This is a genomic window from Thiocapsa marina 5811 (assembly GCF_000223985.1).
Lineage (GTDB): Bacteria > Pseudomonadota > Gammaproteobacteria > Chromatiales > Chromatiaceae > Thiocapsa > Thiocapsa marina.
In genome coordinates this window covers 106,578-131,637 of record NZ_AFWV01000014.1, presented here as the reverse complement: position 1 = coordinate 131,637, position 25,060 = coordinate 106,578, and the positions used below count along the sequence as shown (strand labels likewise).

21 protein-coding genes are annotated in these 25,060 nt (G+C 64.9%); 13 read left to right on the top strand and 8 right to left on the bottom strand.

Going from position 1 to position 25,060, the window contains the following annotated elements; genetic code table 11:
• Positions 1 to 19: 19 nt before the first annotated feature.
• Positions 20 to 805: a dienelactone hydrolase family protein gene (locus THIMADRAFT_RS19570; RefSeq protein WP_007194833.1), complete on the bottom strand. Its 786-nt coding sequence runs from the start codon at positions 803 to 805 to the stop codon at positions 20 to 22.
• A 286-nt stretch (positions 806 to 1,091) separates the two neighbouring features.
• Positions 1,092 to 2,024, bottom strand: coding sequence for a histone deacetylase family protein (locus THIMADRAFT_RS19565; RefSeq protein ID WP_007194832.1), 933 nt, complete (start codon positions 2,022 to 2,024; stop codon positions 1,092 to 1,094).
• A gap of 251 nt (positions 2,025 to 2,275) precedes the next feature.
• On the opposite strand from THIMADRAFT_RS19565, the gene THIMADRAFT_RS19560 reads away from it, so the two are divergent.
• A complete protein-coding gene (locus tag THIMADRAFT_RS19560) occupies positions 2,276 to 4,954 on the top strand; it encodes a bifunctional acetate--CoA ligase family protein/GNAT family N-acetyltransferase (protein ID WP_007194831.1) in 2,679 nt (892 codons plus the stop codon).
• Positions 4,955 to 5,189: 235 nt separating this feature from the next.
• Here the strand turns inward: THIMADRAFT_RS19560 and THIMADRAFT_RS19555 are convergent, their stop codons facing one another.
• From THIMADRAFT_RS19555 to ftsH, 4 genes are all read right to left on the bottom strand, one after another.
• Positions 5,190 to 5,465, bottom strand: a complete 276-nt coding sequence (locus tag THIMADRAFT_RS19555; RefSeq protein WP_007194830.1) for a SemiSWEET family sugar transporter — start codon at positions 5,463 to 5,465, stop codon at positions 5,190 to 5,192.
• 210 nt (positions 5,466 to 5,675) lie between these two features.
• Positions 5,676 to 7,238, bottom strand: coding sequence for a lytic transglycosylase domain-containing protein (locus tag THIMADRAFT_RS19550; RefSeq protein ID WP_007194829.1), 1,563 nt, complete (start codon positions 7,236 to 7,238; stop codon positions 5,676 to 5,678).
• Positions 7,239 to 7,625: 387 nt separating this feature from the next.
• Complete coding sequence (locus THIMADRAFT_RS19545; RefSeq protein ID WP_007194828.1) at positions 7,626 to 8,216, bottom strand: Maf family protein; 591 nt, start codon at positions 8,214 to 8,216, stop codon at positions 7,626 to 7,628.
• A 174-nt stretch (positions 8,217 to 8,390) separates the two neighbouring features.
• A complete protein-coding gene (ftsH, locus tag THIMADRAFT_RS19540; RefSeq protein WP_040732795.1) occupies positions 8,391 to 10,316 on the bottom strand; it encodes an ATP-dependent zinc metalloprotease FtsH in 1,926 nt (641 codons plus the stop codon).
• 251 nt (positions 10,317 to 10,567) lie between these two features.
• On the opposite strand from ftsH, the gene THIMADRAFT_RS19535 reads away from it, so the two are divergent.
• Positions 10,568 to 11,467 carry a PDZ domain-containing protein gene (locus THIMADRAFT_RS19535; protein ID WP_007194826.1) on the top strand — a complete coding sequence of 300 codons (900 nt, stop codon included), beginning with the start codon at positions 10,568 to 10,570 and terminating at the stop codon, positions 11,465 to 11,467.
• 90 nt (positions 11,468 to 11,557) lie between these two features.
• Here THIMADRAFT_RS19535 and THIMADRAFT_RS19530 read toward each other — a convergent pair whose 3' ends face one another.
• A complete protein-coding gene (locus THIMADRAFT_RS19530; RefSeq protein ID WP_007194825.1) occupies positions 11,558 to 12,145 on the bottom strand; it encodes a hypothetical protein in 588 nt (195 codons plus the stop codon).
• A 256-nt stretch (positions 12,146 to 12,401) separates the two neighbouring features.
• Between THIMADRAFT_RS19530 and nagZ the strand changes: the two genes are divergently transcribed.
• The 5 genes from nagZ to THIMADRAFT_RS19505 all read left to right on the top strand — a co-directional run bounded on the left by nagZ (position 12,402) and on the right by THIMADRAFT_RS19505 (position 16,941).
• Positions 12,402 to 13,478 carry a beta-N-acetylhexosaminidase gene (nagZ, locus tag THIMADRAFT_RS19525; protein ID WP_007194824.1) on the top strand — a complete coding sequence of 359 codons (1,077 nt, stop codon included), beginning with the start codon at positions 12,402 to 12,404 and terminating at the stop codon, positions 13,476 to 13,478.
• Positions 13,475 to 14,026: a hypoxanthine-guanine phosphoribosyltransferase gene (locus tag THIMADRAFT_RS19520; protein WP_007194823.1), complete on the top strand. Its 552-nt coding sequence runs from the start codon at positions 13,475 to 13,477 to the stop codon at positions 14,024 to 14,026. The genes nagZ and THIMADRAFT_RS19520 overlap by 4 nt, the downstream gene beginning before the upstream one ends.
• Positions 14,027 to 14,408: 382 nt before the next feature.
• The gene (locus tag THIMADRAFT_RS19515) at positions 14,409 to 14,885 is read left to right on the top strand and encodes a hemerythrin domain-containing protein (RefSeq protein WP_007194822.1); all 477 of its coding nucleotides are present in this window, start codon (positions 14,409 to 14,411) and stop codon (positions 14,883 to 14,885) included.
• Between the two features lie 142 nt (positions 14,886 to 15,027).
• Positions 15,028 to 15,768, top strand: a complete 741-nt coding sequence (locus tag THIMADRAFT_RS19510; RefSeq protein WP_007194821.1) for an S-methyl-5'-thioinosine phosphorylase — start codon at positions 15,028 to 15,030, stop codon at positions 15,766 to 15,768.
• A 150-nt stretch (positions 15,769 to 15,918) separates the two neighbouring features.
• Positions 15,919 to 16,941: a hypothetical protein gene (locus tag THIMADRAFT_RS19505; RefSeq protein ID WP_007194820.1), complete on the top strand. Its 1,023-nt coding sequence runs from the start codon at positions 15,919 to 15,921 to the stop codon at positions 16,939 to 16,941.
• 208 nt (positions 16,942 to 17,149) lie between these two features.
• Here the strand turns inward: THIMADRAFT_RS19505 and THIMADRAFT_RS19500 are convergent, their stop codons facing one another.
• Positions 17,150 to 17,692 carry a SprT family zinc-dependent metalloprotease gene (locus tag THIMADRAFT_RS19500; protein ID WP_007194819.1) on the bottom strand — a complete coding sequence of 181 codons (543 nt, stop codon included), beginning with the start codon at positions 17,690 to 17,692 and terminating at the stop codon, positions 17,150 to 17,152.
• 567 nt (positions 17,693 to 18,259) lie between these two features.
• Between THIMADRAFT_RS19500 and rimP the strand changes: the two genes are divergently transcribed.
• The 6 genes from rimP to rpsO all read left to right on the top strand — a co-directional run bounded on the left by rimP (position 18,260) and on the right by rpsO (position 24,926).
• Entirely contained in the window at positions 18,260 to 18,718 is a 459-nt protein-coding gene (gene rimP / locus THIMADRAFT_RS19495; protein ID WP_007194818.1) for a ribosome maturation factor RimP, read from the top strand.
• A 153-nt stretch (positions 18,719 to 18,871) separates the two neighbouring features.
• Positions 18,872 to 20,374: a transcription termination factor NusA gene (nusA, locus tag THIMADRAFT_RS19490; RefSeq protein ID WP_007194817.1), complete on the top strand. Its 1,503-nt coding sequence runs from the start codon at positions 18,872 to 18,874 to the stop codon at positions 20,372 to 20,374.
• 18 nt (positions 20,375 to 20,392) lie between these two features.
• Complete coding sequence (gene infB, locus THIMADRAFT_RS19485) at positions 20,393 to 23,140, top strand: translation initiation factor IF-2 (RefSeq protein ID WP_007194816.1); 2,748 nt, start codon at positions 20,393 to 20,395, stop codon at positions 23,138 to 23,140.
• Positions 23,141 to 23,144: 4 nt separating this feature from the next.
• Positions 23,145 to 23,558 carry a 30S ribosome-binding factor RbfA gene (rbfA, locus tag THIMADRAFT_RS19480; protein ID WP_007194815.1) on the top strand — a complete coding sequence of 138 codons (414 nt, stop codon included), beginning with the start codon at positions 23,145 to 23,147 and terminating at the stop codon, positions 23,556 to 23,558.
• A complete protein-coding gene (gene truB / locus THIMADRAFT_RS19475; protein ID WP_007194814.1) occupies positions 23,542 to 24,459 on the top strand; it encodes a tRNA pseudouridine(55) synthase TruB in 918 nt (305 codons plus the stop codon). Before rbfA ends, truB begins: the two co-directional genes overlap by 17 nt.
• A 197-nt stretch (positions 24,460 to 24,656) precedes the next feature.
• Positions 24,657 to 24,926, top strand: coding sequence for a 30S ribosomal protein S15 (rpsO, locus tag THIMADRAFT_RS19470; RefSeq protein WP_007194813.1), 270 nt, complete (start codon positions 24,657 to 24,659; stop codon positions 24,924 to 24,926).
• Positions 24,927 to 25,060: the final 134 nt, after the last annotated feature.

Sequence of the window (25,060 nt, the reverse complement as noted above, 5' to 3'; positions counted from 1 at the left end):
ATGTCCAGCCGAACGCGGTTCAGTCCGAGAAGACCTCGTCGAAGAATCCCTGCATCAATGTCCACGACCGCGCATCGGCCTTGGGATCGTAGGCGAGTGCGTCCATGCCGTAGGCGGCGGCGCCCGGGTTGGTGAAGCCGTGGCGTGCGCCCGAGTAGATGATCATCTGCCAATCGGCTCCGGCGGTGTCCAGTCCTTCCTTGAAAGCGGCGATACGCTCGGGCGGGACGAAGCTGTCGGCTTCGCCGTGGGCGATCAGGATGCTGGGCTTGATGGTGCCGGGCTCCAGGTTGCTTGCCGGGGGCAGGGATCCGTGAAAGCTCGCAACGCCGTCCAGATCGGCGCCGGCATAGGCCATCTGCATCACGGTGGCGCCGCCGAAGCAGTAGCCGATGGCGGCGAGCTTCTCGGTATCGACGCGCTCGCTGGCCTTGAGGGTGTCGAGTCCGGCCATGGCGCGTTGCTGCCAAGCCGACTGATTGGCGGTGATCTGCTCCATCCAGCCCTTGGCGTCCGGCGCATGGTCGGTCACCTTGTTGTCTCCGTACATGTCGGCGGCAAAGGCGACATAGCCGAGCTCGGCGAGCATCTCCGCGCGTTTCTTCGCGTAGTCGTTCAGGCCCCACCACTCATGGATGACGAGCACCCCGGGTCGTTTGCCCTCGATCGCATCGTCGTAGCTGAGGTACCCCGTCAGGACGGTGTCGCCGTCGCGATATTCGACGCGTTCGGTTTGGATGGCGGCGCCTGCAACGAGAGGTGCGCAGAGGAGCAACGCGGCCATGTGGGTCGATGTTCTTCTCATGAGTCTCTCCGATCCGGTGGTTGACTGAGCTTCGTGGCAGGTCGGGCTCCGCGGCGGGGCGCATCGAAAGGCGGCGCCCGTCGTGGTTTCGCAAAGGTCAGGCCGTTGGGTCCGGATGACAACCCCGGCGCCGTCTGTCCGGCGCGGGGCGCTGCAAGCATGATCGGCATCTGATGGATGCGTGATCGGCATTGCGGCACGGGCGGGACCTCTCTATCCTAATGCTGCAACGCAACAGGCTGTTGGGACGCCCCTCTCGACCCCGATCCGTATCGCCGCGATGGCATCATGCGTGCCCGATCAATTCATCGACATGGGCACTGACGCTGCGTCCGAGCGCGGACAGACTGTAGCCGCCTTCCAGGCAGGACACGACACGCTCTTGTGCATGCCGGCGTGCGAGCAGGTGGAGCTCGCGAGTGATCCAGGCATAATCGGGCTCGCGCAGATTGAAGTGCGCCATGTCGTCCTCGACATGCCCGTCGAACCCCGCCGAGATCATGATCAGCTCAGGCGCGAAGGCGTCGAGCTTGGGCAGCCATGCGGCCTCCACGGCGGCCCGGAAGGCGGCCCCGTCGGTCAGCTTGGGGAGTGGCAGGTTGAGGATGTTCGGCGCCTTGGTATCCGCGCCGCATCCGGGATAGAAGGGGTGCTGGAAGCTCGAGCAGAAGAGCACCCGCTCGTCGCCGCTGAAGATCTCCTCGGTTCCGTTGCCGTGATGGACGTCGAAATCGACGATGGCGATCCGCTTGATGCCGTGCTCGGCCATCGCATGTGCGGCGCCGACGGCGACGTTGTTGAAGAGACAGAATCCGCCCGCCGAGCGCCGTCCGGCATGATGGCCGGGCGGGCGCACGCAACAAAAGGCAGCGTGATGTTTTTCGCTCATCACCAGGTCGACCCCGAGGATGGCGCCGCCGGCCGAGCGCAGGGCAGCGGGCAGGGTGTGGCTGTTCATGGCGGTGTCGCCGTCGACCCAGACCAAGACGTCGTCGACCTCCGGGGCGGCGTCGATCAGTCCCTGGACATAGTCCGCATCGTGCACGCGGGTCAACTGCGCCACGCTCGCCTCGGGTGCGTCGTAGTGGGTGACCAACATCTCCATCCCCGAGGCGATCATGCGATCCTGGATGGCGTAGAGCCGCTCCGGACACTCGGGATGGTGCGCGCCCATCTTGTGCTGCTGACAGAATGGGTGAGAAACAAAGGCGAGGTTCATGCAAAGGTCCTCAAGGCATTGATCGCGCGCGGGACCCTAACGGCGCCCGGGCAATTCTCGTTGTCGTTCGGCGTGTCGAGGCGCCGGTGTCGAATCCCTGAATCCTATCGTTTCGTCTTCGAAACGCGTCGACGCCGATACCCGTGGATGCATCCGAGACCGAAGCCGATGCAGTACCTGCGCGTGTCGCGCCGGACGCGTTTCGAACGCGGTTTAGCTTAATCCTTTTTATTGCCCGGGAGGGCGATTCCATGCGCGTATCCGATATCGAACAACTCTTCACGCCGACCGCCGTGGCGGTCTTCGGCGCCAGCGACAGCGAGGGGTCCATCGGCGGCATGGTGTTTCGCAATCTGCTGGCCGGTGGATTCAAAGGCAATGCCTACGCGATCAATCCCAAGTACAAGGAGGTGGCCGGGGAGCCTTGCTATCGCGACCTCGCTCAGCTCGACAAACATGTGGACCTGGCGCTGATCGCCGCGCCCGCCGATCGCGTTCCGGCGATCCTCAATCAGTGCGGCGGCTACGGGGTCAAGGTGGCGGTGGTCCACTCGGCCGGTTTCGGCGAGTACGGCGAACGCGGGATCACGCTTCAGGAGCGGATGGTCGAAGCGGCCCGCAGCAACCGTATCCGCGTCCTCGGACCCAACTGCATCGGGGCGATGCGTCCGCAACACGGTTTGAACGCCAGCGTCGGACAAGATCTTCCACGCCGCGGCAATGTTGCCTTGGTGTCGCAATCCGGTGCGATCTGTACGGCGATGATCGATTGGTCGGAGCGCCGGCGTATCGGTTTTTCGGCGATGGTCTCGCTGGGTGCGGCGGCCGATGTCGACTTCGGCGACGTGCTCGACTATCTCGCCCTGGACAGCCAGACGCAATGCATCCTGCTTTACGTGGAGGGGATCCGCAACGCGCGCCATTTCATGAGCGGGCTGCGTGCGGCGGCGCGGTTGAAACCCGTCGTCGTGGTCAAGGCGGGGCGGCATCCGGCCGGGACCCGTGCGGTCAAGTCGCACACCGGTGCCTATGTGGGCTCCGCCGACGTCTTCCGCGCCGTCACCGAGCGCGCAGGCGTGGTGCAGGTCTCCAATCTGGATCAGCTGTTCGCGGCCGCACAGGTCTTCGGGACGCGTCGGCGTCTGGCGGGCGACCGCATCGCCGTGATCACCAACGGCGGCGGACCGGGTGTGCTGGCTGCCGATCGCATCATCGAGCTTGGGCTCTCGCTCGCCCAGATCAGCGATACGACGCGCCAGACGCTGGAGAAGGCGTTGCCGGACCATTGGTCGCACGGCAACCCGATCGATATCATCGGCGACGCCCCGCCGGAGCGCTATCGGCTTGCCTTGGACGCCTGTCTGGCGGACCCGGAGGTCGACGGTGTGCTCTGTATCCTGGCGCCCTTGGTGTTCGGAGACCCCGTTGCGACTGCCGAGCAGGTCATCGCGGCGACCAAGGACAGCCGCAAGCCGGTGCTCGCCTGTTGGATGGGTGGGAAGCGGGTCGCCGAGGCCCAGGAGCTCTTGGCCGAGCACGACGTGCCGCACTTCGACAGCCCGGAGGTGGCGATCGATGCCTTCTCCTTCCTCGCCACCCACCAGCGCAACCAGAAGCTACTGATGCAGTCGCCCGGCCCGCTCTCGCAGGAGGACGCGCCGGACGTGGAGGGCGCGCGCCTGATCATCGAGGGCGTGATGGCCGAGGGACGCAAGACCCTGGGCACGGTCGAGGCGAAGGCGATCCTCTCCGCGTTTCGCATCCCGACCATGCAGGCGGTGTTGACCCGCACGCCGAACGAGGCCCTGATGGCGGCACAAGCCCTGGGCTTTCCGGTGGTGATGAAGATCAACTCGCCGGATCTGGAGCACAAGTCCGATGTCGACGGCGTGCGTCTGAATATCGACGATGCCCAATCGGTGCGCCGGACCTTCACCGAGATCGTCGAGCGTGCCAAGCGGCTGCGTCCGGACGCCCGGATGGAAGGGATCACGGTCGAGCACATGGCCTCCACACGTGCGGCACGCGAGCTGATGATCGGCGTGACCCGGGACCGGATCTTCGGTCCCGTCATCAGTTTCGGTGCCGGCGGCACCAAGGTCGAGGTCCTCGAAGACCGCGCGCTCGGTCTGCCGCCGCTCAACGCCTTCATCATCCAGACCATGATCGACCACACCCGGATCGTGCGTCTTATGGGTGCCTTTCAGCATATGCCGCCGATGAATCGCGTGGCCTTGGCAAAGATTCTTCAACGGGTTTCTGAGATGGTCTGCGAGTTGCCCGAGATTATCTCGATGGACATCAACCCGCTGATCGGCAACGACAAGGATGTCGTCGCCGTGGATGCGCGCATCCAGGTCGATTATCGTCCGCCCCAGCAGACCACCTATGGGCACATGGCGATCCATCCCTATCCGAGTCACCTCATCGAGCGCGTCCAGCTGCCGGACGGCAAGGATCTGGTGATTCGACCGATTCGTCCGGAAGACGCCCAGATGGAGCAGGAGTTCGTTCGGGGGCTTTCCGAGCAGACCAAGTATTTCAGGTTCATGCAGGCGATCAAGGAGCTGACGCCCGAGATGCTGGTGCGCTTCACCCAGATCGACTACGACCGGGAGATGGCCCTGATCGGCGTGGTCGAGCACGACGGGGCCGATGTCCAGGTCGGTGTGGCCCGCTATATGGCACGACCGGGTGGGGAGGCCTGCGAGTTCGCGATCGTGGTCTCCGATACCTGGCGAAACCTCGGAATCGGCGCGAGATTGATGCGCTCTTTGATGCAGAACGCCCGCTCGCGCGGCTTTCGTGTCATGGACGGCGAGGTGCTCAGCGCCAACAGTCGGATGCTGGCCCTGGTCAAGTCGCTCGGGTTTCGCATCGAGAGCGACCCGCAGGACATGGCGGTCAAATGGGTGAGCAAGGTGCTTTAAACCGCGTCGGGCAGGGTATGCGTGGTTTTGAGAAGACAGCCCGTTGGTCTTTAATCTGCGAAGTCGGCGTCGACGTGGTTTAAGGTGATTTCCGGGAAAGAATCTCTCGACACGCCCCGGGATAGACGACTTGCAGTCGTCTTCTTCAGCCGATCCGACTGCCCGAGAGCGTCCGGTGGAGCGGGACCCCGCCGGCACCCGGGACGCTTCAAAGAGGACGACTACAACCGGAAAGCTACCCGGGCGGACTCTGCGGCCTTTCGCGGAGCTTGTGCCACAGAACGATGGAGGCGAGCGCCAAGGTGATGACGTTCGCGGTGATCACGGGCCAGGAGCCGATCATGAGACCGTAAAGTCCCCAGAGCGCGACGCCTGCGCTGAAGAGCGCATACATCCAAAGCGAGATGGCCCGCGTGTCGCGGGTGCGCAGGGTGTGCACCACCTGCGGCACGAAGGAGACTGTGGTGAGCGCCGCCGCAGCAAAGCCAATGCTCTCGACCCATAGCGTCACTGCGACGGACGCCCCGAAACAACAACACGCGGCCGGTAGCTGCTGGGTCCGCAAGCGGAAAGTCGAGCCCCATAGAGCCGACGAACTGCCGTAGGCTTGTTTTCCGGATCTTTGTTTTTAAACTTCATTTAAACCGCGTCGCGCCGACCGTCGTTGGTTCGCACCACGCCGGACTCGCTCAAATTCCGTTAATGTCCCTCTGAACGCGGTTTAAATGCTGACCTTGAGCTTCTGTCCCGGACGGATCTTGTTGTCGTCGGGCCGCATCTTATTGAGCTTGCGCAGCTCGGCGACCGTGATGCCGTTCTGAACCGCGACGCGATAGAGCGTCTCCTGCGGCTTCACGACATGGTAGCGCGCCGCGCTGGTCGATTTTTTCGACGTTTGAGCGGCGGATGACTTGGCGATCTGCTTGGCGGGCGCTTTCGCCGCGGGCTTCGCCGAGGCCGTCGACTTGGTTGTCGGTTTGGCGACGGGCCGATCGACCTTGGCAATGGCCTGACGAGCCACCGGCGATGCCTTGGGCTCGGCACGGGCGACCATCGTATTGGAGACCGGCGGCGGATGGCTGGCGACGCGCCGTTTGGTTCCGGCCGGGAGCCACACCGTGCTGCCGGGGGGCAGATACGCACGCCCGTCGCGTGCGGGGTCGCGCCAATGCATGTTTAGGTCGGCGAGGCGATACGGGGACACGCCGTAGTGTCCGGCGAGGTGCTCCACCGGCATGGCGTGTTGAAGGACCAGTCGCTCGTGGGGCCAAGGCTCCTCCGGGCGGACGCCCTCCGGGAAATACCGATCGGCGTTGCGCGTGACCTCGCGAGCGGCGATGAATTCGGCGTAGAAGTTTCGCGATGCGAAGCCGAAGTACTGACCTCGGTAGTTCTTCACGATGGCGCCGATGTCGTTGCCGTGTTGCGCCTTGGCGTTCGCCATACCGCCCTGGCCGTGGTTGTAGGAGGTGATGGCGAGCGGCCAGCTCCCGAGGCGGCGATGGGCCTGGGACAGATACTGCGCCGCGCCGTCCGCCGCAGTGATGGGATCGAGTCGCTCGTCGACGGTGCCGTCGACATTCATGTACATCCGCCCGGTTGCCGGCATGAACTGCCACACGCCCGCGGCGCCGACGCCGGATCGGGCATTGGTCTGAAACGAGGATTCGACGTGCGGGAGATAGGCGAGATCCTCCGGGACACCGTGACTGCGCATGATCTCCCGGAAGGCGGTGTCGTAGCGCCCGCTGATCTCCACGCCGCGGTGGAAACGTTCGCGCAGACCACGTTGGCTGCGCACGCGATCCGCAGACCCGTAGATCGCGCTCCGGCCTCCGCCGGACTGCTCGAATTTTGCCAGGAGCGCCTTGTCGCCGCTGCCGAGGCTCTGTCCGGTTCGCATGCGCTCTTCGAGCAGCCGGAGCTGGCCCTTGTAGGCGTCCGTCCGGGAGCGCACCAGCTCGCGCTGCGAGTCCGTGTAGCCTTCCTTGATGGGCGAGGGCAGTTTGACGACCTCGTAGATGACGTCCATGTACCGGTCGTCGTGTATCGCGACATCGCTGCGCCCCCAAATCCCGTAGACGTGACGCCAGAAGTCGACGTTGGGCTGGATCTCGGCCGGCACGGGGAAGGTCTCCGAGCCTGCAACCACCTCGCCTCGGGTCCAGCCCTCCACCCCGGCATCGCGCTGACCGCCGTCGCCGCCGCAGCCCCCCAAGGCAAGCAGAGCAATCGACAAGAGCAGGAATGACAGGCCTCTGTAACTGATCTGATAGGTCGGCATGGTCCGCATGTCCTCTCGAGCGTGATCCCGGCGCGCCTTGAACCCCGCGACGGCGGATGCTCCGAATGGGTGTGCCGGCTCGTTCGGGGCAGGTGCAATGCCATGCGAATGGGCAGCGGCACCGACGACTCGGTCAAGGCGTTCGATACAGTCTGTTCGGTGACGGTTTGATATTGGCTCACGATAGCCGTCTTTGCAATGGACGATTGCACGGCGAGCGCCTTCTTTCTTGATGCTGCTCGGCAGTCTCTTATTCTTGAAAACGCTTGAGCTTTCTCTATCGAATCTCATATATTTCAGTGTGATAGGCTAATTGATCACCGCGATTGCGCGCGAATGCGATGCGTGTGCAAAACGTTTGAATTCGACCCGGATCTGCGTCCTTGGCTAGGCGCTCAGCGGATGTATGCCTTTTGATTCGAGTAATGAGATCAAACGAATGAGCGGCAAGCCGATCAAGGTATTGGGGTCATCTCCTTCAAGGCGCTCGAACAACGCGATTCCCAATCCCTCCGACTTGAAGCTGCCGGCGCAATCGAAGGGTTGCTCACGATCGAGGTAGGCTTCGATCTGCCGCCGATCAAGCCGTCTGAAATGGACCCGATAGGGTTCGACGAGGGTTTGCGCGTGCCCGCTTGACGTGTCGAGCAGACATAAACCGGTCTGGAAGACGACCGTCCGCCCCGAGGCTCGCTCCAGTTGACCAACGGCAATGGCGCGGTCGCCCGGCTTTCCCAAGACGTCGTCCTCGATACAGGCGACTTGATCGGAGCCGATCACGAGCGCGTTCGGATGCGTCGGCGCGATCGCCCTCGCCTTGGCCTCGGCCAGGCGCAGGACCAGGACCTGCGGGGATTCGCCGGGACGACGTCGTTCGTCGATATCGGGAGCGGCGCTCGTAAACGGCAGGCCCAAACGCTCCAGGAGTTGGCGCCGATAGGGCGAAGTCGAGGCAAGGACGAGCGCGGGCGCAGGCACGTTGTCGGGATCCTGATGGGGTTTCCGGAGGGTGCCCCGAGGCCTTGTTGTCAAGGCCGGGGCGCTCGATCGATCGGGCTGAAGTATAAAACAAAAAAGCCCTCGCAATCGATTGCGAGGGCTTGATTTCGTGCGCCCGTCCGATGGGCGGGAGTGGGCCGTCGAGGGCCTTGATCAGACCCCGCCGACGGCACCGCCGACGACGGGCGGCTCTTTGCGCGGTGCACCTCCCTTCGGCAGGTCTCCGCCGGAGGTCGGTTTGGCGCTGTCGGCATCGTCGTCGGGCTCGCGCATCGGCCGGCCGGACATGATGTCGTCGATCTGATCCTTGCCGATCGTCTCGAACTTCAGCAGCGCGTCGGCCATCGTGTGCAGTTTTTCGAGGTTGTCCTCGAGCATCTGCTTGGCGCGCTTGTAGTTGCGATCGATGATCTGCCGTACCTCTTTGTCGATCGCCTGCGCGGTCTCCGGGGAGACCTGGCGCTGCTGCGTCACCGAGCGACCGAGGAAGACCTCGCCCTCGTCCTCGGCATAGGCCAGCGGACCGAGGTTGTCGGACAATCCGAAGCGCGTCACCATGTTGCGCGCGATATCGGTGGCGCGTTCGATATCGTTGGAGGCGCCGGTCGTCACATGCTCGGGCCCGAAGATCATCTCCTCGGCCAGGCGTCCGCCGAACAGGGTCGAGAGCTGGCTCTCGAGTTGGCGTTTGCTCATGCTGTAGCGATCGCGCTCGGGCAGGAACAGGGTGACGCCGAGCGCCCGTCCGCGCGGGATGATGCTGACCTTGTGGACAGGGTCGTGCTCGGGCACCAGACGGCCGACGATGGCGTGTCCGGCCTCGTGATAGGCGGTCAGCTTGCGCTCGGACTCGGACATCACGATGCTTCGGCGCTCCGCACCCATCATGATCTTGTCCTTGGCGCGCTCGAACATTTGCATCGAGACCTCGGTGTGGCCGGCGCGCGCCGCGAAGAGGGCAGCCTCGTTGACCAGGTTGGCCAGATCGGCACCCGAGAAGCCGGGCGTGCCGCGCGCGATGGTGCGCGCCTCCACGTCGTCCGCGATCGGCACCTTCCGCATGTGCACCTCGAGGATGGCCGCGCGGCCGGCGAGGTCGGGCAGCCCGACGACCACCTGGCGATCGAAGCGGCCCGGACGCAGGAGCGCCGGATCGAGCACGTCGGCTCGGTTGGTCGCCGCGATGACGATGATGCCCTCGTTCCCCGCGAAGCCGTCCATTTCCACCAGCAGCTGGTTCAAGGTCTGCTCGCGCTCGTCGTGGCCACCGCCGAGCCCGGCACCGCGCTTGCGCCCGACCGCGTCGATCTCGTCGATGAAGATGATGCAGGGCGCGGCCTTTTTGGCTTGCTCGAACAGGTCCCGAACGCGCGAGGCGCCGACGCCGACGAACATCTCCACGAAGTCCGAGCCGGAGATGCTGTAGAAGGGTACCTTCGCCTCGCCGGCGATCGCACGCGCCAGCAGCGTTTTGCCGGTGCCGGGAGGGCCGACCATCAGCACGCCGCGCGGGATGCGGCCGCCGAGGTTCGAAAATTTCTGCGGGTTACGCAGAAAATCCACCAGCTCGCCGACCTCTTCCTTGGCCTCTTCGACGCCGGCGACGTCGCGCAGGGTAACCTTGACCTCGCCCTCGGCGTGTTGGCGAGCACGGCTCTTGCCGAAATTGAAGATCCCGCCGCCGCCACCGCCGCCGCCCATGTTGCGGCGCATGAACCAGAACCAGACCCCGATCAGGAGCAGGAAGGGCAGCCAGGCGATCAGGATCTGAGCCAGCACGCTCGGGCGCTCGGGCGGCTCGGCGCGGATGCTCACGCCGTTCTCCAGAAGATCGCCGACGAGCGCGGGATCGCCCGGATCGAAGGTCTCGAAACGGGACCCGTCGGTCCTCAGACCCTTGATCTTTTCGTCCTGGATGGTGACCTCGCGGATCGAGCCGTCGGACAATTCCTGGAGGAACTGGCTGTAGCTGAGGTTTCGGGACTCGATCTGGTCGGAGGTCGTCATGCTGTTGAACATCATCACCAGCCAAATGGTGACGGCGACCCACAGCAGCAGATTCAAATTTTTGGCATTCATTCTCAGGCTGTCCTCGTTGACCATCGCTCGGCTGGAGCGCCACGCTCTGCCTTACGCCATTGGCGGGTACATCGGGGCATGGGTCCGAAAACCAACGGAAACGCTGCCGCGGTCGATGACCGACACGAGCTTACCAGTTTTGACGGTTCGATGATCAAGCGTACGCCCTTGTTCGGCGGCTCGATCCTCTCGGGAACGCGGCGGATCGGTTGCGGTCGCAGGCTCACGTCCAGACACCGGAGATCGATGCAATGCAATCAGCCGCTCGTCTTCTATCCGCCGGCTTCGCGTTCGGCGCTTTCTTCGGCGCCGTTGCCGTCGCCGGCTACATCGCCCTGAACGAACCCGCGCCGTCGGCGCGATCCGAGACCGACGCTTTCGTCGAGGAGCAGACGGACGAGCACATCCCGACCGCGCTCGGTGTGACCGAAGGCGCCGCCGCGCCCGCGGAGATGCCGCCGGACGTGCCGACGGTCTCCGCGGGCGATACGCCGACGCCGCAGGCGCTCAGGAGCCTGGAGTCGCAGATCACCGATCTGCGCGTTCGCCTGTCGAGCGTGGAGCAGAGCTTGACTCGCGTCCTGAGTGCCTCGGAGACGGCGGCGAAGGCCGCCGACGAGACACGGCCGCCGGCACCGCGGACCGCCGAGGAGCGGCGCGGTGCACTCGTGGCCGCGGGCGTGGATCCGGGCTTGGCCGAGGATCTGGTTCTGCGCGAGGCGCAGCGCTCGCTGGAACGACTCTCGTTGCGCGATCAGGCGATTCGGGAAGGTTGGCTCGGGAGCGCGGAGTATCGCGAGGAGCTGTCTCGGATCAACGCCGATGCGCGATCGCTTCGTGAAGAGATCGGCGACGAGATCTACGATCGCTACCTCTTTGCCACGGGGGAGGAGAACCGGGTGAAGATCGATTCCGTGATCCCCGGATCCGCCGCCGAGATCGCGGGTCTGCAACCGGGCGACCTGATCGAGGCTTACGCCGAGGAGCGGTTGTTCGACTTCTCGGAGCTGCGCAGGAAAACCACCGAGGGCGAGTACGGCGAGCAGGTTGCGGTGCGGGTCCGCCGCGGGGGGCGGGTCGTGGAGACCTGGATCCCCCGTGGGCCGCTCGGCGTGACCCTGAATTCCGCCCGGGTCGAGCCCGACCGTTGAGCCCGGGCAAGCCGAGCTTGCGGTTGCGTCGAGTCGTTCCGTAGTGGCGTCTCGGGAACGAGCGGTTCGCGAAACGTCCCGGCCCCTGCGCTAGCGAAGATCCTTCGCCACGTCCTGCATCAACACGCCCAAGGGGCCCGCGACGGCGGGTTGGCCCGGCGATACCCTGCAGTTGCTGCAAGAGGCAGTATAGACACGGTCCAGGCGTACACGGCCGGTGACGGTGTCGCTGGCGCGGATCCGCATGGCGATGGTCCCGCTGCGCTGATCCGGACGGGTCCAGGTCAATCCGGTCAGGGCCGGTTGGACGAGCACACCTCCCTCGTGGGCCTCGGAGGCATGCTCGAGCGCGATGACGCCGGCGAACATGTCGGTGCGGTCCAGGTCCTCCGCCATGATTTTCTGAATCCACCAGCGCGAGACCTCGGGAGAGGCCGCGGCGCGACCGTCGACGACCGGAGCGATCGCGAGCGCAGGGGGGCCGTCGTAGATCTCGCCGTCTGCCGTCGCACGGACTCTGGACGGCGCTCGTGCCGGGGCCGCTGCCGGCGCTCGCGCCCCGGAGGTGCCGATCCCGGTTGCGGTCTCGACAGGCGCGGAGGTTGGATTGGAGCCGCAGCTCGCCGTGAAGAGTGCATAGAGGACGACGAGCAGGTGCGGAAGGCGGCGGTACGACATAGACGAAGACCTCTACTGGGTTGGACGTCGGCTGGATTGGATAGGGGATGCGCGCGCAGTGGCCGGCAGGCGCCTGATGAACACCTGCCTCGAGGCCCTGCCGGCGCGTGGGGACGCTCGCTGGCGGGCACTATGATAGCGGTCCGGGGCCGGGCCGCGCAGCTCCGGCGCAATCGCCCTAGGAGCGAGGCTGTTGCTGTGTTACAACGGCCCCCGGTCGCGATGCCGGTATTGTCCGGGAACGGAGGTCTAGTCGATGTCTTTGGGTCCCGTCATGCTCGATGTCGGGGGAACGGCGCTCGATGCCGAGGACCGCGAGCTGTTGCGCCATCCCGCGGTCGGGGGGCTCATCCTCTTCGCGCGCAATTTCGTCTCGCCCGCGCAGCTCGCCGAGCTGACCGCCGAGATACACGGCCTGCGCGAGCCGCATCTCTTGGTTGCCGTCGATCAAGAAGGCGGGCGGGTGCAGCGCTTTCGCGAGGGGTTTACGCGGCTGCCGCCGGCGGGCCACTTTGCGGAGCTCTACGGTCGCCATCCCAGAGAGGCCCGCGCCAGTTGCGAGTCGGTGGCCTGGCTGATGGCCGCGGAGTTGCGCTCGGTCGGCGTGGACTTCAGCTTCGCGCCCGTGCTCGATTTGGATCGGGGGTTGAATCCGGTGGTCGGCGATCGCGCCTTCGGGAGCCGGGCGCGTGCGGTCGGCGATCTCGCGCTCGCCTGGCTCGACGGGGTGCGTCGCGCCGGCATGGCCGGCGTGGGCAAGCATTTTCCGGGGCACGGCGGTGTGAGCGTGGATTCGCACCTTGATCTCCCGGTCGATCCAAGGCCGTATACCGATTTGTTGATGAATGACTTGATCCCGTTCGAGCGTCTCATCGCGCACGCGCTCGAAGGGATCATGCCCGCGCACGTCCTGTACCCGGCCGTCGACGGTCGTCCGGCCGGCTTCTCGCCGATCTGGCTGCGCGACATCCTGCGCGGCCGGCTTGGTTTTCAGGGGGTCATCTTCAGCGACGACCTCAGCATGGGTGCTGCGGCGTCCGAGGGTGGCCCGGTCGAGCGCGCTCGCGCCGCCTCGCTTGCCGGTTGCGATATGCTGCTGGTCTGCAACAATCGCCCGGCGGCGCTCGAGGTCCTCGACGCGTTCGCCGATCACCACGACCCCGCGGCGGAGCTGCGTCTTCTCAGGATGCACGGCCGCGGTCAGCATGAGCGCGCGCGCCTGCACGAGCAGCCCGAGTGGCAGCGCGCAGTGCGGTGTGTGGCTCTTCTCGAGGGGCTCGAGACGCTCGATCTGGGGCTCCTTGACCCGACCGACCCGGAGGCAACTGGATGAAGCTCGACCCGAACGACTACGACGCCGTCGCTGCGCGCGCGCAACAACTGGTCACGCCGGAGGAGATCGATGCGGCGCTCGACCGGATGGCCGCGGCAATCACCGAGCGTCTCGCCGGAAAGGATCCGCTGGTGCTTTGCGTCATGACGGGAGCGGTCTTTGTCGCCGGTCTCTTGCTTCCTCGGCTGCGGTTTCAATTGCGCGTCGACTATGTCCACGCCAGTCGCTATCAAGGCCGAACCAGCGGCGGGGAGATCGTCTGGCGCTACCGTCCGTCGGATGCCATCCGCGGCGAGCATGTTCTGGTGCTCGACGACATCCTCGACGAGGGTATCACGCTGCATCGAATCGTCGAGGCATGCCATGAAGACGGGGCTGCGAGCGTGCATACCGCGGTGCTGGTGTCCAAGGAGCGCGAGCACGCCTGCGAGGCCGATGTCGTCGGTGTGCAGGTGGCGGACCGTTATCTCTACGGTTACGGGCTCGACTACAAGGACTACTTTCGAAACGCCGCCGGGATCTATGCGGTGGCGGACGAGGACGTCTAAACCGCGCCCCGCGCGATATGCGGTGTCTTTGGATGGGATCAGCCCCGGGAGATTTGACGACGTGTGGAGCTGGCGCGGTTTTAAAGTATTAAAAAATATTAAATTTTAAACCACGTCACCGCAACGCTCGGAAAAATCCTTGAGCCCGACACAAATTGAAAACGCCGCGTTTCACTCTGGACGCGGTTTATGCGCAGCGGCTTTATGGGTATTTGTTGAAACGGGAATATAAGTGCCCGCTTTTTGACACCTTTTGAGCTTTGGTATACATCCTGATCCGAGTGTTGCTTCAGCGTGATGCAGTCCTCCCCGGGGCGGCGGCGGTTTCGTCGTCCTGCGGGCCGCGACGACCGCACAACCCATAACAATCGGAGGATGCCGTATGCCGACCCTGGAAGACTACCGCCACACCCATGGCGAGCTGCGTCAGATGATCGAGGATCTCAGATCGCTTCTCACGCCCGAGCAGCTGCGCATTCGCCCGAATGCAAAAACCGCTTACGAGCTGTTGTGCGATTTGGGCACCAAGGTGCGCAGCCACCTCGCCGACGAGGATCGTAGCCTCTACCCGACCCTCCTCATCCATGAAGACCCTAAGGTCAAGTCGATCGCCTGGGGCTTCATCAGCGGGGAGAAGCCATTACGCAAGACCTTCGACGATTACCACAAGCACTGGCTGAAGAACTGCGATTTCAACTTCACGGAGGATTTTCTTGCCGAAACGCACGAGATCTTCGATATGGTCGACAAGCGCATCGATCGCGAAGAGCAGGTCCTCTTTCCGAAATTGATCGAGATCGGCATCTTCACCGATCGATCCCGAAAAGGTGACACGGGCTCGCTCAATCCGTCGGTCTAAGCCACCCGTCAGTCCGAGAGTCGGGCGTCAACGCGCTCGACGATCCCCGAAAAGGCGCCTTGCGGCGCCTTTTTTTGGCTTCTACGCCACCCTCCGCTAGACTGCGCGGCCATTTCGAGTCAACTCCTGACCTGGTAAACGCATGAGCCTTCTCGCCATCATCGGTGGATCCGGTTTTTCTGATTTTCCCGCCTTGGAGATCGAGGCGTCGCGGCGCGTCGAAACCCCTTTCGGGGAGACCTCCGCGCCGGTCGCGATCGGGCGCCTCGACGGCGCCGAGATCCTTTTTCTGCCGCGTCACGGCGCAGGCCATCGGCTGCCGCCTCATCGGATCAATTACCGCGCGAATCTATGGGCGCTGCGCGCCTTGGGCGCGGATCGCGTCGTCGGGCTGGCGGCGGTCGGCGGGATCGGTGCGCGCTTCGCTCCGCTGGCGCTTGCGGTCCCGCACGACCTCATCGATTACACCTACGGGCGCGAGCACAGCATCTACGACGGCGAGCAAGACGCGTTGGATCATGTCGACATGACCTCGCCCTACTGCGAAGAGCTTCGCGGAGTCTTGATTCGGGCCTGTGCCGAATCCGGACACCCGGCGATCGAGGACGGCGTTTACGCCGCGACCCAGGGGCCGCGTCTGGAGACGACTGCCGAGATCGCCCGACTCGAGCGCGACGGCTGCGATCTGGTGGGGATGACCGGAATGCCGGAGGCCGGAATCGCGCGGGAGCTCGGGCTGTGCTACGCGAGCCTCGCGTTCGTCGTGAACTGGGCGGCGGGTAAGGGCGAGGGGGCGATCACGATGGCCGAGATCGAGTCCCATCTGCGCACCTGTGTCGGGCATGTGCGCAAGGTGCTCGGGATCGTCGCAACGGCGGGGTAACCGGTCGGTTCAGGCGCTCGGCCGGGTCTCGGCCGCGGGGCGCCGGATTGCTCCCGGCCGACGGTCGGATGCGCAAGGTGTTTAAGTACATCAGGAAACTCTGATACCATAGCGGTCCCTTAACTTATCGCTTTCTCAGGAGAATCCGAAATGGCCACCGAGGAAACTGCACCCAAACGCTCCGGTCTCGGCTGGATCCCCAAGTTGTCCCTTTGGGCCGTCGTGATTGCCTTCGGTTACCTGTATCTGAGCTCGGCCGAGCGTGACTCCACCGCCGATACGACACAGGCCGCGGTGACCGACGAGAGCAGCATGGAAGCCGACGGCTTCCAGAAGATCAAAGACAAGATCGGCGACTTGACGTCCTCCGCGGAGACCGTGATCGCGGACGTCACCGCCGCCGGGACCGACGGCTTCAACCAGGTCGTTGCAAAGGTCAAGGAGTTGACGGGCACAGCCGAGCCGCAGAGCGCCGACGAGCTTGCGTCCGAGACGGTGCCTGCCGAGGTCGCCGAGGCCGAGCCGGTTGCCGGCGCTTCCGCCGATGCACCGCCGGCCGTCGTCGAGATGAGCGCCGCCCCGCAGGACGCCGTCGCCAGCCCGGCGACCACACAGGTCACGGAAGAGCGTCCGGCAGCCTCCGCGTTCAACCGTCATTCGGCCCCGTTGCCCGCGACGTCAGCCGCTCGGGCGCTCCCCCCGGAGTCTGATCCGCAGGCGCAGGCCGTGGAATCCGCTTCCGCCGAGACGACGGATGCCCCGCCGCTGAAAGATGCCGAGGCGACCGTTTTCGCCGAGTCTTTGCTGGGAGGCGAGTCAACGGCCGAAACGGCATCTGCATCGGCCGAAGCACCGACGCCTGCACCGATCCCACCGGGTTTTGCGCCGGTGCCGGTCGTGCCCCAGCCGTTCGCCCGGGCGGAGGCCGTGCCTGCGCCGCCCGTCGTTGCCCCCGCGTTCGAAGGTCGCCGCGAAAGTGCCGCTCAGTATCGTGCGCGCATGATCGCCGAGCATGAAAGCATGCGGCGCGCTGCCGACCAGAGAGCTCGCGAGTACTGGGAGCAGATGCAGATGCCCGCCCCGATGTCCGCACCGGCAGGTTATCCCGCTTACGGACCGGCGTACGGGCCGGCCTTCGGACCGAGCTACGGCGCGCCTGTTTATCAGCGATAGCCTTGCCGGAGGCTCCGCCGCATCCGGATTCAAGCGGACGTGCGGATGAGTCGCTCGGTTGCGGGCCTGCGCGAGGCGGAATGTCCGCCTCGCGCTCAAAAATAGTGATTTTTAAAGCGCGTCTCCGTCTCCGCAAAGGTCGGGAAAATCCTTAAGCCCGATACACAATGAAAACGGCACGTTCCACCCTGGACGCGGTTTCGGTCCTCTACCCTCGCAGGTCGATCTCGTGCCGCAGGGGTTGGTGGCAGCGGCGACAGAGATAGACGGTTCCCTGTCGGCAGATTCGATTGTGACGAATGCTGCTGATCTCGTGCGTGCCGCAGCTGCACCGGTACAGAAATCGTTGCAGGGATCGGGTGCGCAGCCGGGAAACGTCGTAGCGATGACAGCGTGAAGGCTCGACACCGAAATAATGCATGACGGCTTGCCATTCCGGGCCGTGTGGACGAATACGCGGTCCGTGTTGCACGAACGCAACGACATGGGCGACCTCATGCGGCACGGTCTCGGCGATAAACTCCGTCGGGTGCAGGTCCAAGAGCGTCGCGTTGTAGCGGATGATCGCGGAGGATGCGTTTCGCATCCGCGCCTGTCCTGCCGCGGTCCCTCGAAGGTCGAATCGGATCTCGACCTGAGGCATGGCGAGGTGCAGCCAGGTTTCCGCTTCGCGCAAAAGCGCTCCGGTACGGGCTGCGGCGTGCTCGGCGGGGATCGCCATCGTCCCGCCTGTGATCGATTTGCCTGTCATCGGATCCTCGTCGTCGTATTCCGTGTCTCGATGGCTTGGCTGGTGGTCGGTCGACATTCAGGCGCCGGGCTCCCGAGGGTTCGCCGCGTTGGTTCTTTCCGCGCTCGGAGACTGCACGGATAATGCCGGTCTGGCAATGGGCGGGAGGTTCGCCGCTCGTCGCGTCGCTTCGGTCGATAGGTCGCGCCGACTCTTCTTCTCGATCGACAACCTTGCGGATCAAAGTCGAACGGGATACACTCCAAGGGCTTCGTGGATGAAGTCTCCCACGAACACCTTAAGAAGGTCGGCGTTTCATAAGAACCCCTTCGATGGGGTTTTTTTATCTCGGGCCTTTCATTGCTGCCGAGCTTCAGGTCGGCGGTCTCCTTCGCAGGGTGGTCCGCCGGGTGTCACCTGTCCAGCGTCTCGCACGTGAAGTCGGTTCTCATGGTCCGGGATCGCGCCGGTGCAGCGGCCATCCGACGACGAGGCCGTCGTCGCGGTGCATTCGATTGTGCCGGGTTGATGGCGGATTCTTTAAGTCGTTGGGCCAATGGCCCAATTTTTGTTTCTGAAGGGCGTTCGATGGAGCCTGCCGAGAGTCGTCTCTGCCAATTGGCCCGCGGGGTGGTCGAACCTCTGGGCTACGAGCTTGTCGGTGTCGAGCTGTTTCAGCGCGGCGCGAGCGGGGCTACGCTGCGGGTCTATATCGATCACGAGCGCGGCATCGGGCTCGACGATTGTGCGGCCGTGAGCGACCAGTTGAGCGCCGTTCTGGACGTCGAAGACCCCCTTCAGGGGCGCTATGACCTCGAGGTCTCCTCGCCGGGGATGGATCGGCCGCTGGTGTTTCCCGAGCATTTTCGGCGGTTCCAGGGCTCGCGCGCCAAGGTTCGATTGAGCGAAAAGCTCGAAGGGCGACGCAATCTGGAAGGGATTCTTCGCGGATGCGAAGAGGGCATCCTGAACCTCGAGGCAGACGGTCGTGTTTGGGCGATCCCCGTGAATCGGATCGAGATCGCCCGGCTTGTCCCCGTCTATTGACGTCGTCGGGTCAGCGTTGTGCCGGATCGGTGGAATGCCGGGCCGATGTATGTCGGATCGGCGTAGCCGCATTCGGTCGACGCGGACGTCGGTTGTCGATCGTATCGGCACGACCCTGTTGCGAGCCGGATCTTTTGAGTCGGATGAGGTGGAATGAGTAAAGAGATCTTAATGGTCGTGGAGGCGGTCTCGAACGAGAAGGACGTCCCCGAAGGCGTCATCTTCGAGGCCATCGAGGCCGCACTGGCGTCTGCCACCCGCAAGAAACACGGCGGGGAGATCGACGTGCGCGTGGCGATCGACCGCAAGACCGGCGACTACCGCTCTTTCCGGCGTTGGGAGATCGTTCCCGATCCCGAGCAGGGTGTGCTCGAGGCGCCGTCGCGGCAGATTACCGAGTCCGCTGCGCAGATCCTCGAGCCCGAGCTCGGCCCCGGCGACTTCATCGAGGAGGAGATCGACTCCGAGCTGTTCGGTCGCATCGCGGCCCAGACCGCCAAGCAGGTTATCGTGCAGAAGGTGCGCGAGGCCGAGCGTGCGAAGATCGTCGAGGCCTTCGGCGAGCGCAAAGGCCAGCTGGTGACCGGCATCGTGAAGAAGGCCGAACGCGGCACCATCATGGTGGATCTCGGCAGCAACGCCGAGGCACTGGTGCCGCGCGACCATGTGATTCCTCGCGAGTCGGTGCGCCCCGGCGATCGCCTGCGGGGCTATCTCTACGACGTCCGCTCCGAGCCCAAGGGGCCGCAGCTGTTCGTCAGTCGAACCGCCCCGGAGCTGCTGATCGAGCTGTTCAAGCTCGAGGTACCGGAGGTCGGAGAGGGGCTGATCCAGATCCTGGGTGCGGCGCGCGATCCGGGCTCCCGTGCCAAGATCGCCGTACGGACCACCGACCCGCGCATCGATCCCGTCGGCGCCTGTGTCGGGATGCGCGGCTCGCGCGTGCAGGCCGTCTCCAACGAGCTTAACGGCGAACGCGTCGATATCATTCTGTGGGACGACAATCCCGCCCAATACGTCATCAACGCCATGTCCCCGGCCGATGTCGTCTCGATCGTCATCGACGAAGAGGCGCGCAGCATGGATGTCGCGGTCAAGGAAGAGAACCTTGCGCAGGCGATCGGACGCAACGGTCAAAACGTGCGCCTTGCCAGTCAACTGACCGGCTGGGAGCTCAACGTGATGAACGAGGAGGACGCGGCGGCCAAGGGCGAGCAGGAGGCCGTTCGCTCGGTCCAGAACTTCATGGAGCAGCTGGGTGTCGACGAGAATCTCGCGGCGATCCTGGTGGAAGAGGGTTTCAGTACGGTCGACGAGGTGGCGTACGTGCCCTTGGTCGAGATGCAGGCGATCGACGAGCTCGACGACGAGACCATCGAGTTGCTGCGCGAGCGTGCGAACGACGTGCTGTTGACCCGCGCCATCGCCACCGAGGAGGACGGGACGCGGGATCCGGCGACGGATCTCTTGGACATGGACGGGATGGACGAGCCGTTGGCCTATGCCCTTGCGGAACGCGGCGTGGCCACAGTCGAGGATCTCGCCGAGCAGTCGGTCGACGACCTGCTGGATATCGACGGGATGGACCGCGAGCGTGCGGCCCGCTTGATCATGAAGGCCCGCGAGCCCTGGTTCGCGGACGCCCCGCAGGAATAGAGGAATAAAGGTCAGTTCATGAGTGAAGTCACGGTCAAGCAACTCGCCTCTACGGTCGGCATCCCGGTTGAGCGCCTCCTGACACAGTTGAACGAGGCAGGTATCACCGCTGAAAACGCGGAGACTACCTTGACGGAGCAGGAGAAGCTCCAGCTTCTCGGCTATCTGCGTCGCAGCCACGGCAAGGCAGAAGCCGACAGCGGCACCGCGCCCGGTCAAGTCACGCTCAAGCGCAAGTCGGTCAGCGAGCTGCGCCAGCCTGCGGCGGCTCCACGGGGAAATGTCGGAAGTGCTCGACCCACCCCCGCCGCACGGGCGAAGACCGTGAGCGTCGAGGTGCGTCGCAAGCGCACCTACGTGAAGCGAGCCGATGAACCTGTCCCGCCGCCGTCCGCCGCCGCTGCCCAGCAGCGGCCGGCCGTCGAGCGTGCGCGGCCGCAGCGCGAGCGGTCCTCCTCGTCTGCACCTGCGCATGACGGCGGGCGTCGTCGCATCGAGCTCGAGGCCTTGCGCGCCGAGCAGGAGGCACGCCGGCTCGCCGAGCAGGAGGAGCAGGAACGTCTAGCGCGCGAGCAAGACGAGAAGCGGCGGATCGAGGAGCAAGCGCGACGTGCAGCCGAGGCTGCCCGTGCAGCCGAAGAGGCCGAGCGCCTTGCCTCCGAGGCCGCGGCGCAGGCCGCCGCCAGCGTTGCAGTCGCTCCCGAGAACGACGACGTGGAAGAGGCGCCTGAAACGGCGGTTGTCGCCCGTCGCGCAGAGCCCGCGAAGTCGAAGAAGGCTGCACAGAAGAAGCCTGCAGAGCTTTCCGAGAAGGAGCGATCGGTCAAAAAGGCCGGGCGCAAGGATAGCTCGCGTGGCCGCGAGACCGCGGTGGTTCCGGGTGCCGATTACGAAGAGATCGACGCGGGCGGCGATTCCGCCGGTCGCGGACTGCGTCGGAAGAAGAAGACGCTCAAGCCGCAGCTGCAGGACAAGCATGTCTTCCAGAAACCGACCGCGCCGGTGGTTCGCGAGGTCGAGATCCCCGAGGCCATCTCGGTCGGCGAGCTCGCCAGCCGCATGTCGGTGAAGGCATCCGAGGTGATCCGCGAGCTCTTCAAGCAGGGCGTCATGGTCACCATCAACCAGACGCTCGATCGCGACACGGCCACCATCGTCGTCGAGGAGCTCGGTCACACGGCCGTGCGCGCCGACGAGCGCGACGCCGAAGGCGTGCTGATGGAAGAGGTCCAGGAGCAGGTGGAGCAGGCCGAGATGGTGCCGCGTCCGCCGGTCGTCACCATCATGGGTCACGTCGACCACGGCAAGACCTCGTTGCTCGACTACATCCGCCGCACCCGTGTCGCCTCCGGCGAGGCGGGCGGGATCACCCAGCATATCGGCGCCTATCACGTGGAGACGCCCAAGGGGACGGTCTCCTTCCTCGATACCCCCGGCCATGCCGCCTTCTCGGCGATGCGCGCTCGCGGGGCCAAGGTGACGGACATCGTCATCCTGGTGGTCGCGGCGGACGACGGCGTGATGCCGCAGACCGTCGAGGCCATTCAGCATGCCCGCGCCTCGGGTGTGCCGCTCATCGTCGCGATCAACAAGATCGACAAACCCGATGCCCATCCCGACAAGGTGATGCAGGAGCTGACCCAGCACCAGGTCGTCGCCGAGGAGTGGGGCGGCGATACCATGATGGTGCAGGTCTCGGCCAAGACCGGCGACGGCATCGACGATCTTCTCGACGGTATCTTGCTGCAGTCCGAGGTGCTCGAGCTCAAGGCAGCCGTCGACGGCCCCGCCCGGGGTACGATCGTGGAGTCCAGTCTCGACAAGGGCCGTGGTCCGGTCGCGACCGTCTTGGTCCAGTCCGGAACCTTGCGGCGTGGCGACATCATCGTCAGCGGCGGCGAGTACGGTCGCGTTCGAGCCATGTTCGACGAGGCCGGAGCGCCGATCGAGGCCGCGGGTCCGTCCATCCCCGTCCAGGTGCTGGGTCTATCGGGCACGCCCTACGCAGGGGACGACGTCATGACCGTCGCCGACGAGCGCCGGGCGCGCGAGGTCGCGGAATTCCGTTCGGCACGTTCGCGTCAGAGCCGCTTCGACGAGCAACGCGGCGTCAGCCTCGATCAGCTCTTCGCTCAGATCAAGGACGGCGAGCAGAAGAGCGTCAACCTCATCGTCAAGGCCGACGTACAAGGCAGTCTCGAGGCGCTCAAGGACAGCTTGCTCAAGCTCGGCAACGAAGAGGTCAAGGTCGCGCTGGTCGCGGTCGGCGTCGGCGGCATTACCGAGTCTGACGCCAACCTGGCCGTGACATCCAACGCCATCCTGCTCGGGTTCAACGTCCGCGCCGATGCCGCGGCACGCAGGGTGATCGAGGAGAAGGGTCTCGACCTGCGCTACTACAGCATCATCTACGAGCTGATCGACGACGTGAAGAAGGCCATTTCCGGCCTGCTCAGTCCGATCGTGACCGAAGAGATCATCGGTCTGGCTCAGGTGCGCGACGTCTTCCGCTCCTCGAAGTTCGGCGCGGTTGCCGGCTGCATGGTCACCGAGGGCGTGATCCGGCGCAACAGCCCGATCCGCGTACTGCGCAACAACGTCGTGGTCTACGAGGGCGCGCTCGAGTCGCTGCGCCGCTTCAAGGACGACGTGAGCGAGGTGAAGAACGGCGTCGAGTGCGGCATCGGCGTGAAGAACTACAACGACGTACAGCCGGGCGACCAGATCGAGGTCTTCGAGCGGACCGAGCGGGCTCGCGAGATCTGATCGGATGAAGGAATTCGATCGTACCGAACGCATCGGCGCGGAGCTCAAGCGTCTGCTCTCCACGCTGGTGCGCGACGAGGTGAATGATCCGCGCCTGGCGAACATCACCGTCCACGAGGTGCGGGTCACCCGGGATCTGGCGCACGCCAAGGTCTTCTTCACATGCTTCCCGACGGACGACGAGGCGGCCGAGCAGACGCGTCTGCTCAACGGGAAGCTTGCCGGCTTCCTCCGTCACGGGCTCGCACAGCGCGTTCGTCTTCGGACCATCCCGCAGCTGCATTTCGTGTTCGACGAGTCCATCGGTAAAGGCGAGCGCCTTGCGGCACTGATCTCGCAAGCGGTCGGGCGATCCGACACATCCACGCGTGAAGACGCCGACCCGGAGGAGCTGCAAGCTGATGGGACGCCGTCGTAATACAGGCCGAGATGTCACCGGCATCCTCTTGCTGGATAAACCGCTGGGTCTGTCGTCGAACGACGCCCTGCAGCGCGTCAAGCGCTTCTACCGCGCCGCCAAGGCCGGGCATACCGGAAGCCTGGACCCTTTGGCGACCGGGCTCTTGCCCTGTTGTCTGGGCGATGCGACCAAGTTCTCCGCCTATCTGCTGGATGCGGACAAGCGCTATCGTGTGCGGGTGCGCTTGGGCGTCACGACCACGACCGCCGATGCCGAGGGCGACATCCTTGCCGACGAGCCGGTGGTCGGGATCGACGAGGCGCGCGTGCGCGAGGTGTTGCTCGGCTTTCTCGGGACCATCTCGCAACTGCCGCCGATGCACTCGGCGGTGAAGCACCAGGGGCAACGGCTCTACAAACTCGCCCGGCAAGGCCTGGAGGTCGAGCGCACCCCGCGCGAGATTCAGATCTTCGCGCTCGATCTGCTCTCGATCGATCTGCCGGAGATCGAGCTGGACGTGCACTGCTCCAAAGGCACCTATGTGCGGACGCTTGCGGAGGATATCGGTCGTGTGCTGGGCTGCGGTGCGCATGTCAGCGGACTGCGCCGCACCGCCGTGGGACCTTACGCGGAAACCGCCGGTCCCTTCGTCGGTCTGGACCGGATCGAAGCGATGGCAGGCGAAGAGGACATGGCCGGTCTGGACGCGCTGCTCCTGCCGCTCGACAGTGCCCTGGGTCACTGGCCGGCGGTGCGACTGTCCGCCGATGCGGCCTTTTACCTCCGGCAAGGTCAGGCGGTCTTGATCCCGCAAGCGCCGACCGAGGGACTCGTTCGCCTCTATGATCCGTCGCAGATCTTCGTCGGCGTCGGCAGTATCCTCGACGACGGGCGCGTTCAGCCCAAGAGGCTGATTTGAAATCGTAGAGCGCCGCAGGCGCCGCGCCCGGCGAAAAAGCCGGGAAGCGGTGCCCCCGCGCGGCACTCGACGACTCGAAAAACGTTTCAAACCACGGTCCGATCCCCTGATGTCATTGTCGGGGCGATCCATCCCTCTCCCCGCCGGAGACGGACCAGGACCTTTTTTCTCTCCATCACCGAACCAGGAGACCACCAATGACAATGACCGCAGCCGAGAAGAAACAGATTGTCGAAGACTACCGTCGCGCCGATACCGACACGGGGTCCCCCGAGGTGCAGGTCGCGCTCCTGACCGCGCGCATCCTGCAGCTCACCGAGCATTTCAAAGAGCACAAGCACGATCACCACTCGCGCCGCGGTCTGGTCCGTATGGTCAACTCCCGTCGCAAGCTGCTCGACTATCTCAAGCGCAAGGATCTCGACCGCTATCGCGAGCTGATCACGCGTCTCGGCCTGCGCCGCTGACACGCCTCCCGACTCGGCGAGCGGGCGGTCGGGAGACGCCCGGCCCGCCCGCTCCCCGCGGAAGGGATGCCGCCGGCGGCACCGACGCACAGCCCTGCCACCGAAGCGCCAGCGGGCGCGTCTAAGGTGCAGGG

Bases quoted from the DNA above. Each gene is read 5' to 3' on its own strand.
- THIMADRAFT_RS19570 (WP_007194833.1), bottom strand. From the start codon at position 805: ATGAGAAGAACATCGACCCACATGGCCGCGTTGCTCCTCTGCGCACCT.
- THIMADRAFT_RS19565 (WP_007194832.1), bottom strand. From the start codon at position 2,024: ATGAACCTCGCCTTTGTTTCTCACCCATTCTGTCAGCAGCACAAGATG.
- THIMADRAFT_RS19560 (WP_007194831.1), top strand. From the start codon at position 2,276: ATGCGCGTATCCGATATCGAACAACTCTTCACGCCGACCGCCGTGGCG.
- THIMADRAFT_RS19550 (WP_007194829.1), bottom strand. From the start codon at position 7,238: ATGCCGACCTATCAGATCAGTTACAGAGGCCTGTCATTCCTGCTCTTG.
- ftsH (WP_040732795.1), bottom strand. From the start codon at position 10,316: ATGAATGCCAAAAATTTGAATCTGCTGCTGTGGGTCGCCGTCACCATT.
- THIMADRAFT_RS19535 (WP_007194826.1), top strand. From the start codon at position 10,568: ATGCAATCAGCCGCTCGTCTTCTATCCGCCGGCTTCGCGTTCGGCGCT.
- THIMADRAFT_RS19530 (WP_007194825.1), bottom strand. From the start codon at position 12,145: ATGTCGTACCGCCGCCTTCCGCACCTGCTCGTCGTCCTCTATGCACTC.
- nagZ (WP_007194824.1), top strand. From the start codon at position 12,402: ATGTCTTTGGGTCCCGTCATGCTCGATGTCGGGGGAACGGCGCTCGAT.
- THIMADRAFT_RS19520 (WP_007194823.1), top strand. From the start codon at position 13,475: ATGAAGCTCGACCCGAACGACTACGACGCCGTCGCTGCGCGCGCGCAA.
- THIMADRAFT_RS19515 (WP_007194822.1), top strand. From the start codon at position 14,409: ATGCCGACCCTGGAAGACTACCGCCACACCCATGGCGAGCTGCGTCAG.
- THIMADRAFT_RS19510 (WP_007194821.1), top strand. From the start codon at position 15,028: ATGAGCCTTCTCGCCATCATCGGTGGATCCGGTTTTTCTGATTTTCCC.
- THIMADRAFT_RS19505 (WP_007194820.1), top strand. From the start codon at position 15,919: ATGGCCACCGAGGAAACTGCACCCAAACGCTCCGGTCTCGGCTGGATC.
- THIMADRAFT_RS19500 (WP_007194819.1), bottom strand. From the start codon at position 17,692: ATGACAGGCAAATCGATCACAGGCGGGACGATGGCGATCCCCGCCGAG.
- rimP (WP_007194818.1), top strand. From the start codon at position 18,260: ATGGAGCCTGCCGAGAGTCGTCTCTGCCAATTGGCCCGCGGGGTGGTC.
- nusA (WP_007194817.1), top strand. From the start codon at position 18,872: ATGAGTAAAGAGATCTTAATGGTCGTGGAGGCGGTCTCGAACGAGAAG.
- infB (WP_007194816.1), top strand. From the start codon at position 20,393: ATGAGTGAAGTCACGGTCAAGCAACTCGCCTCTACGGTCGGCATCCCG.
- rbfA (WP_007194815.1), top strand. From the start codon at position 23,145: ATGAAGGAATTCGATCGTACCGAACGCATCGGCGCGGAGCTCAAGCGT.
- truB (WP_007194814.1), top strand. From the start codon at position 23,542: ATGGGACGCCGTCGTAATACAGGCCGAGATGTCACCGGCATCCTCTTG.
- rpsO (WP_007194813.1), top strand. From the start codon at position 24,657: ATGACAATGACCGCAGCCGAGAAGAAACAGATTGTCGAAGACTACCGT.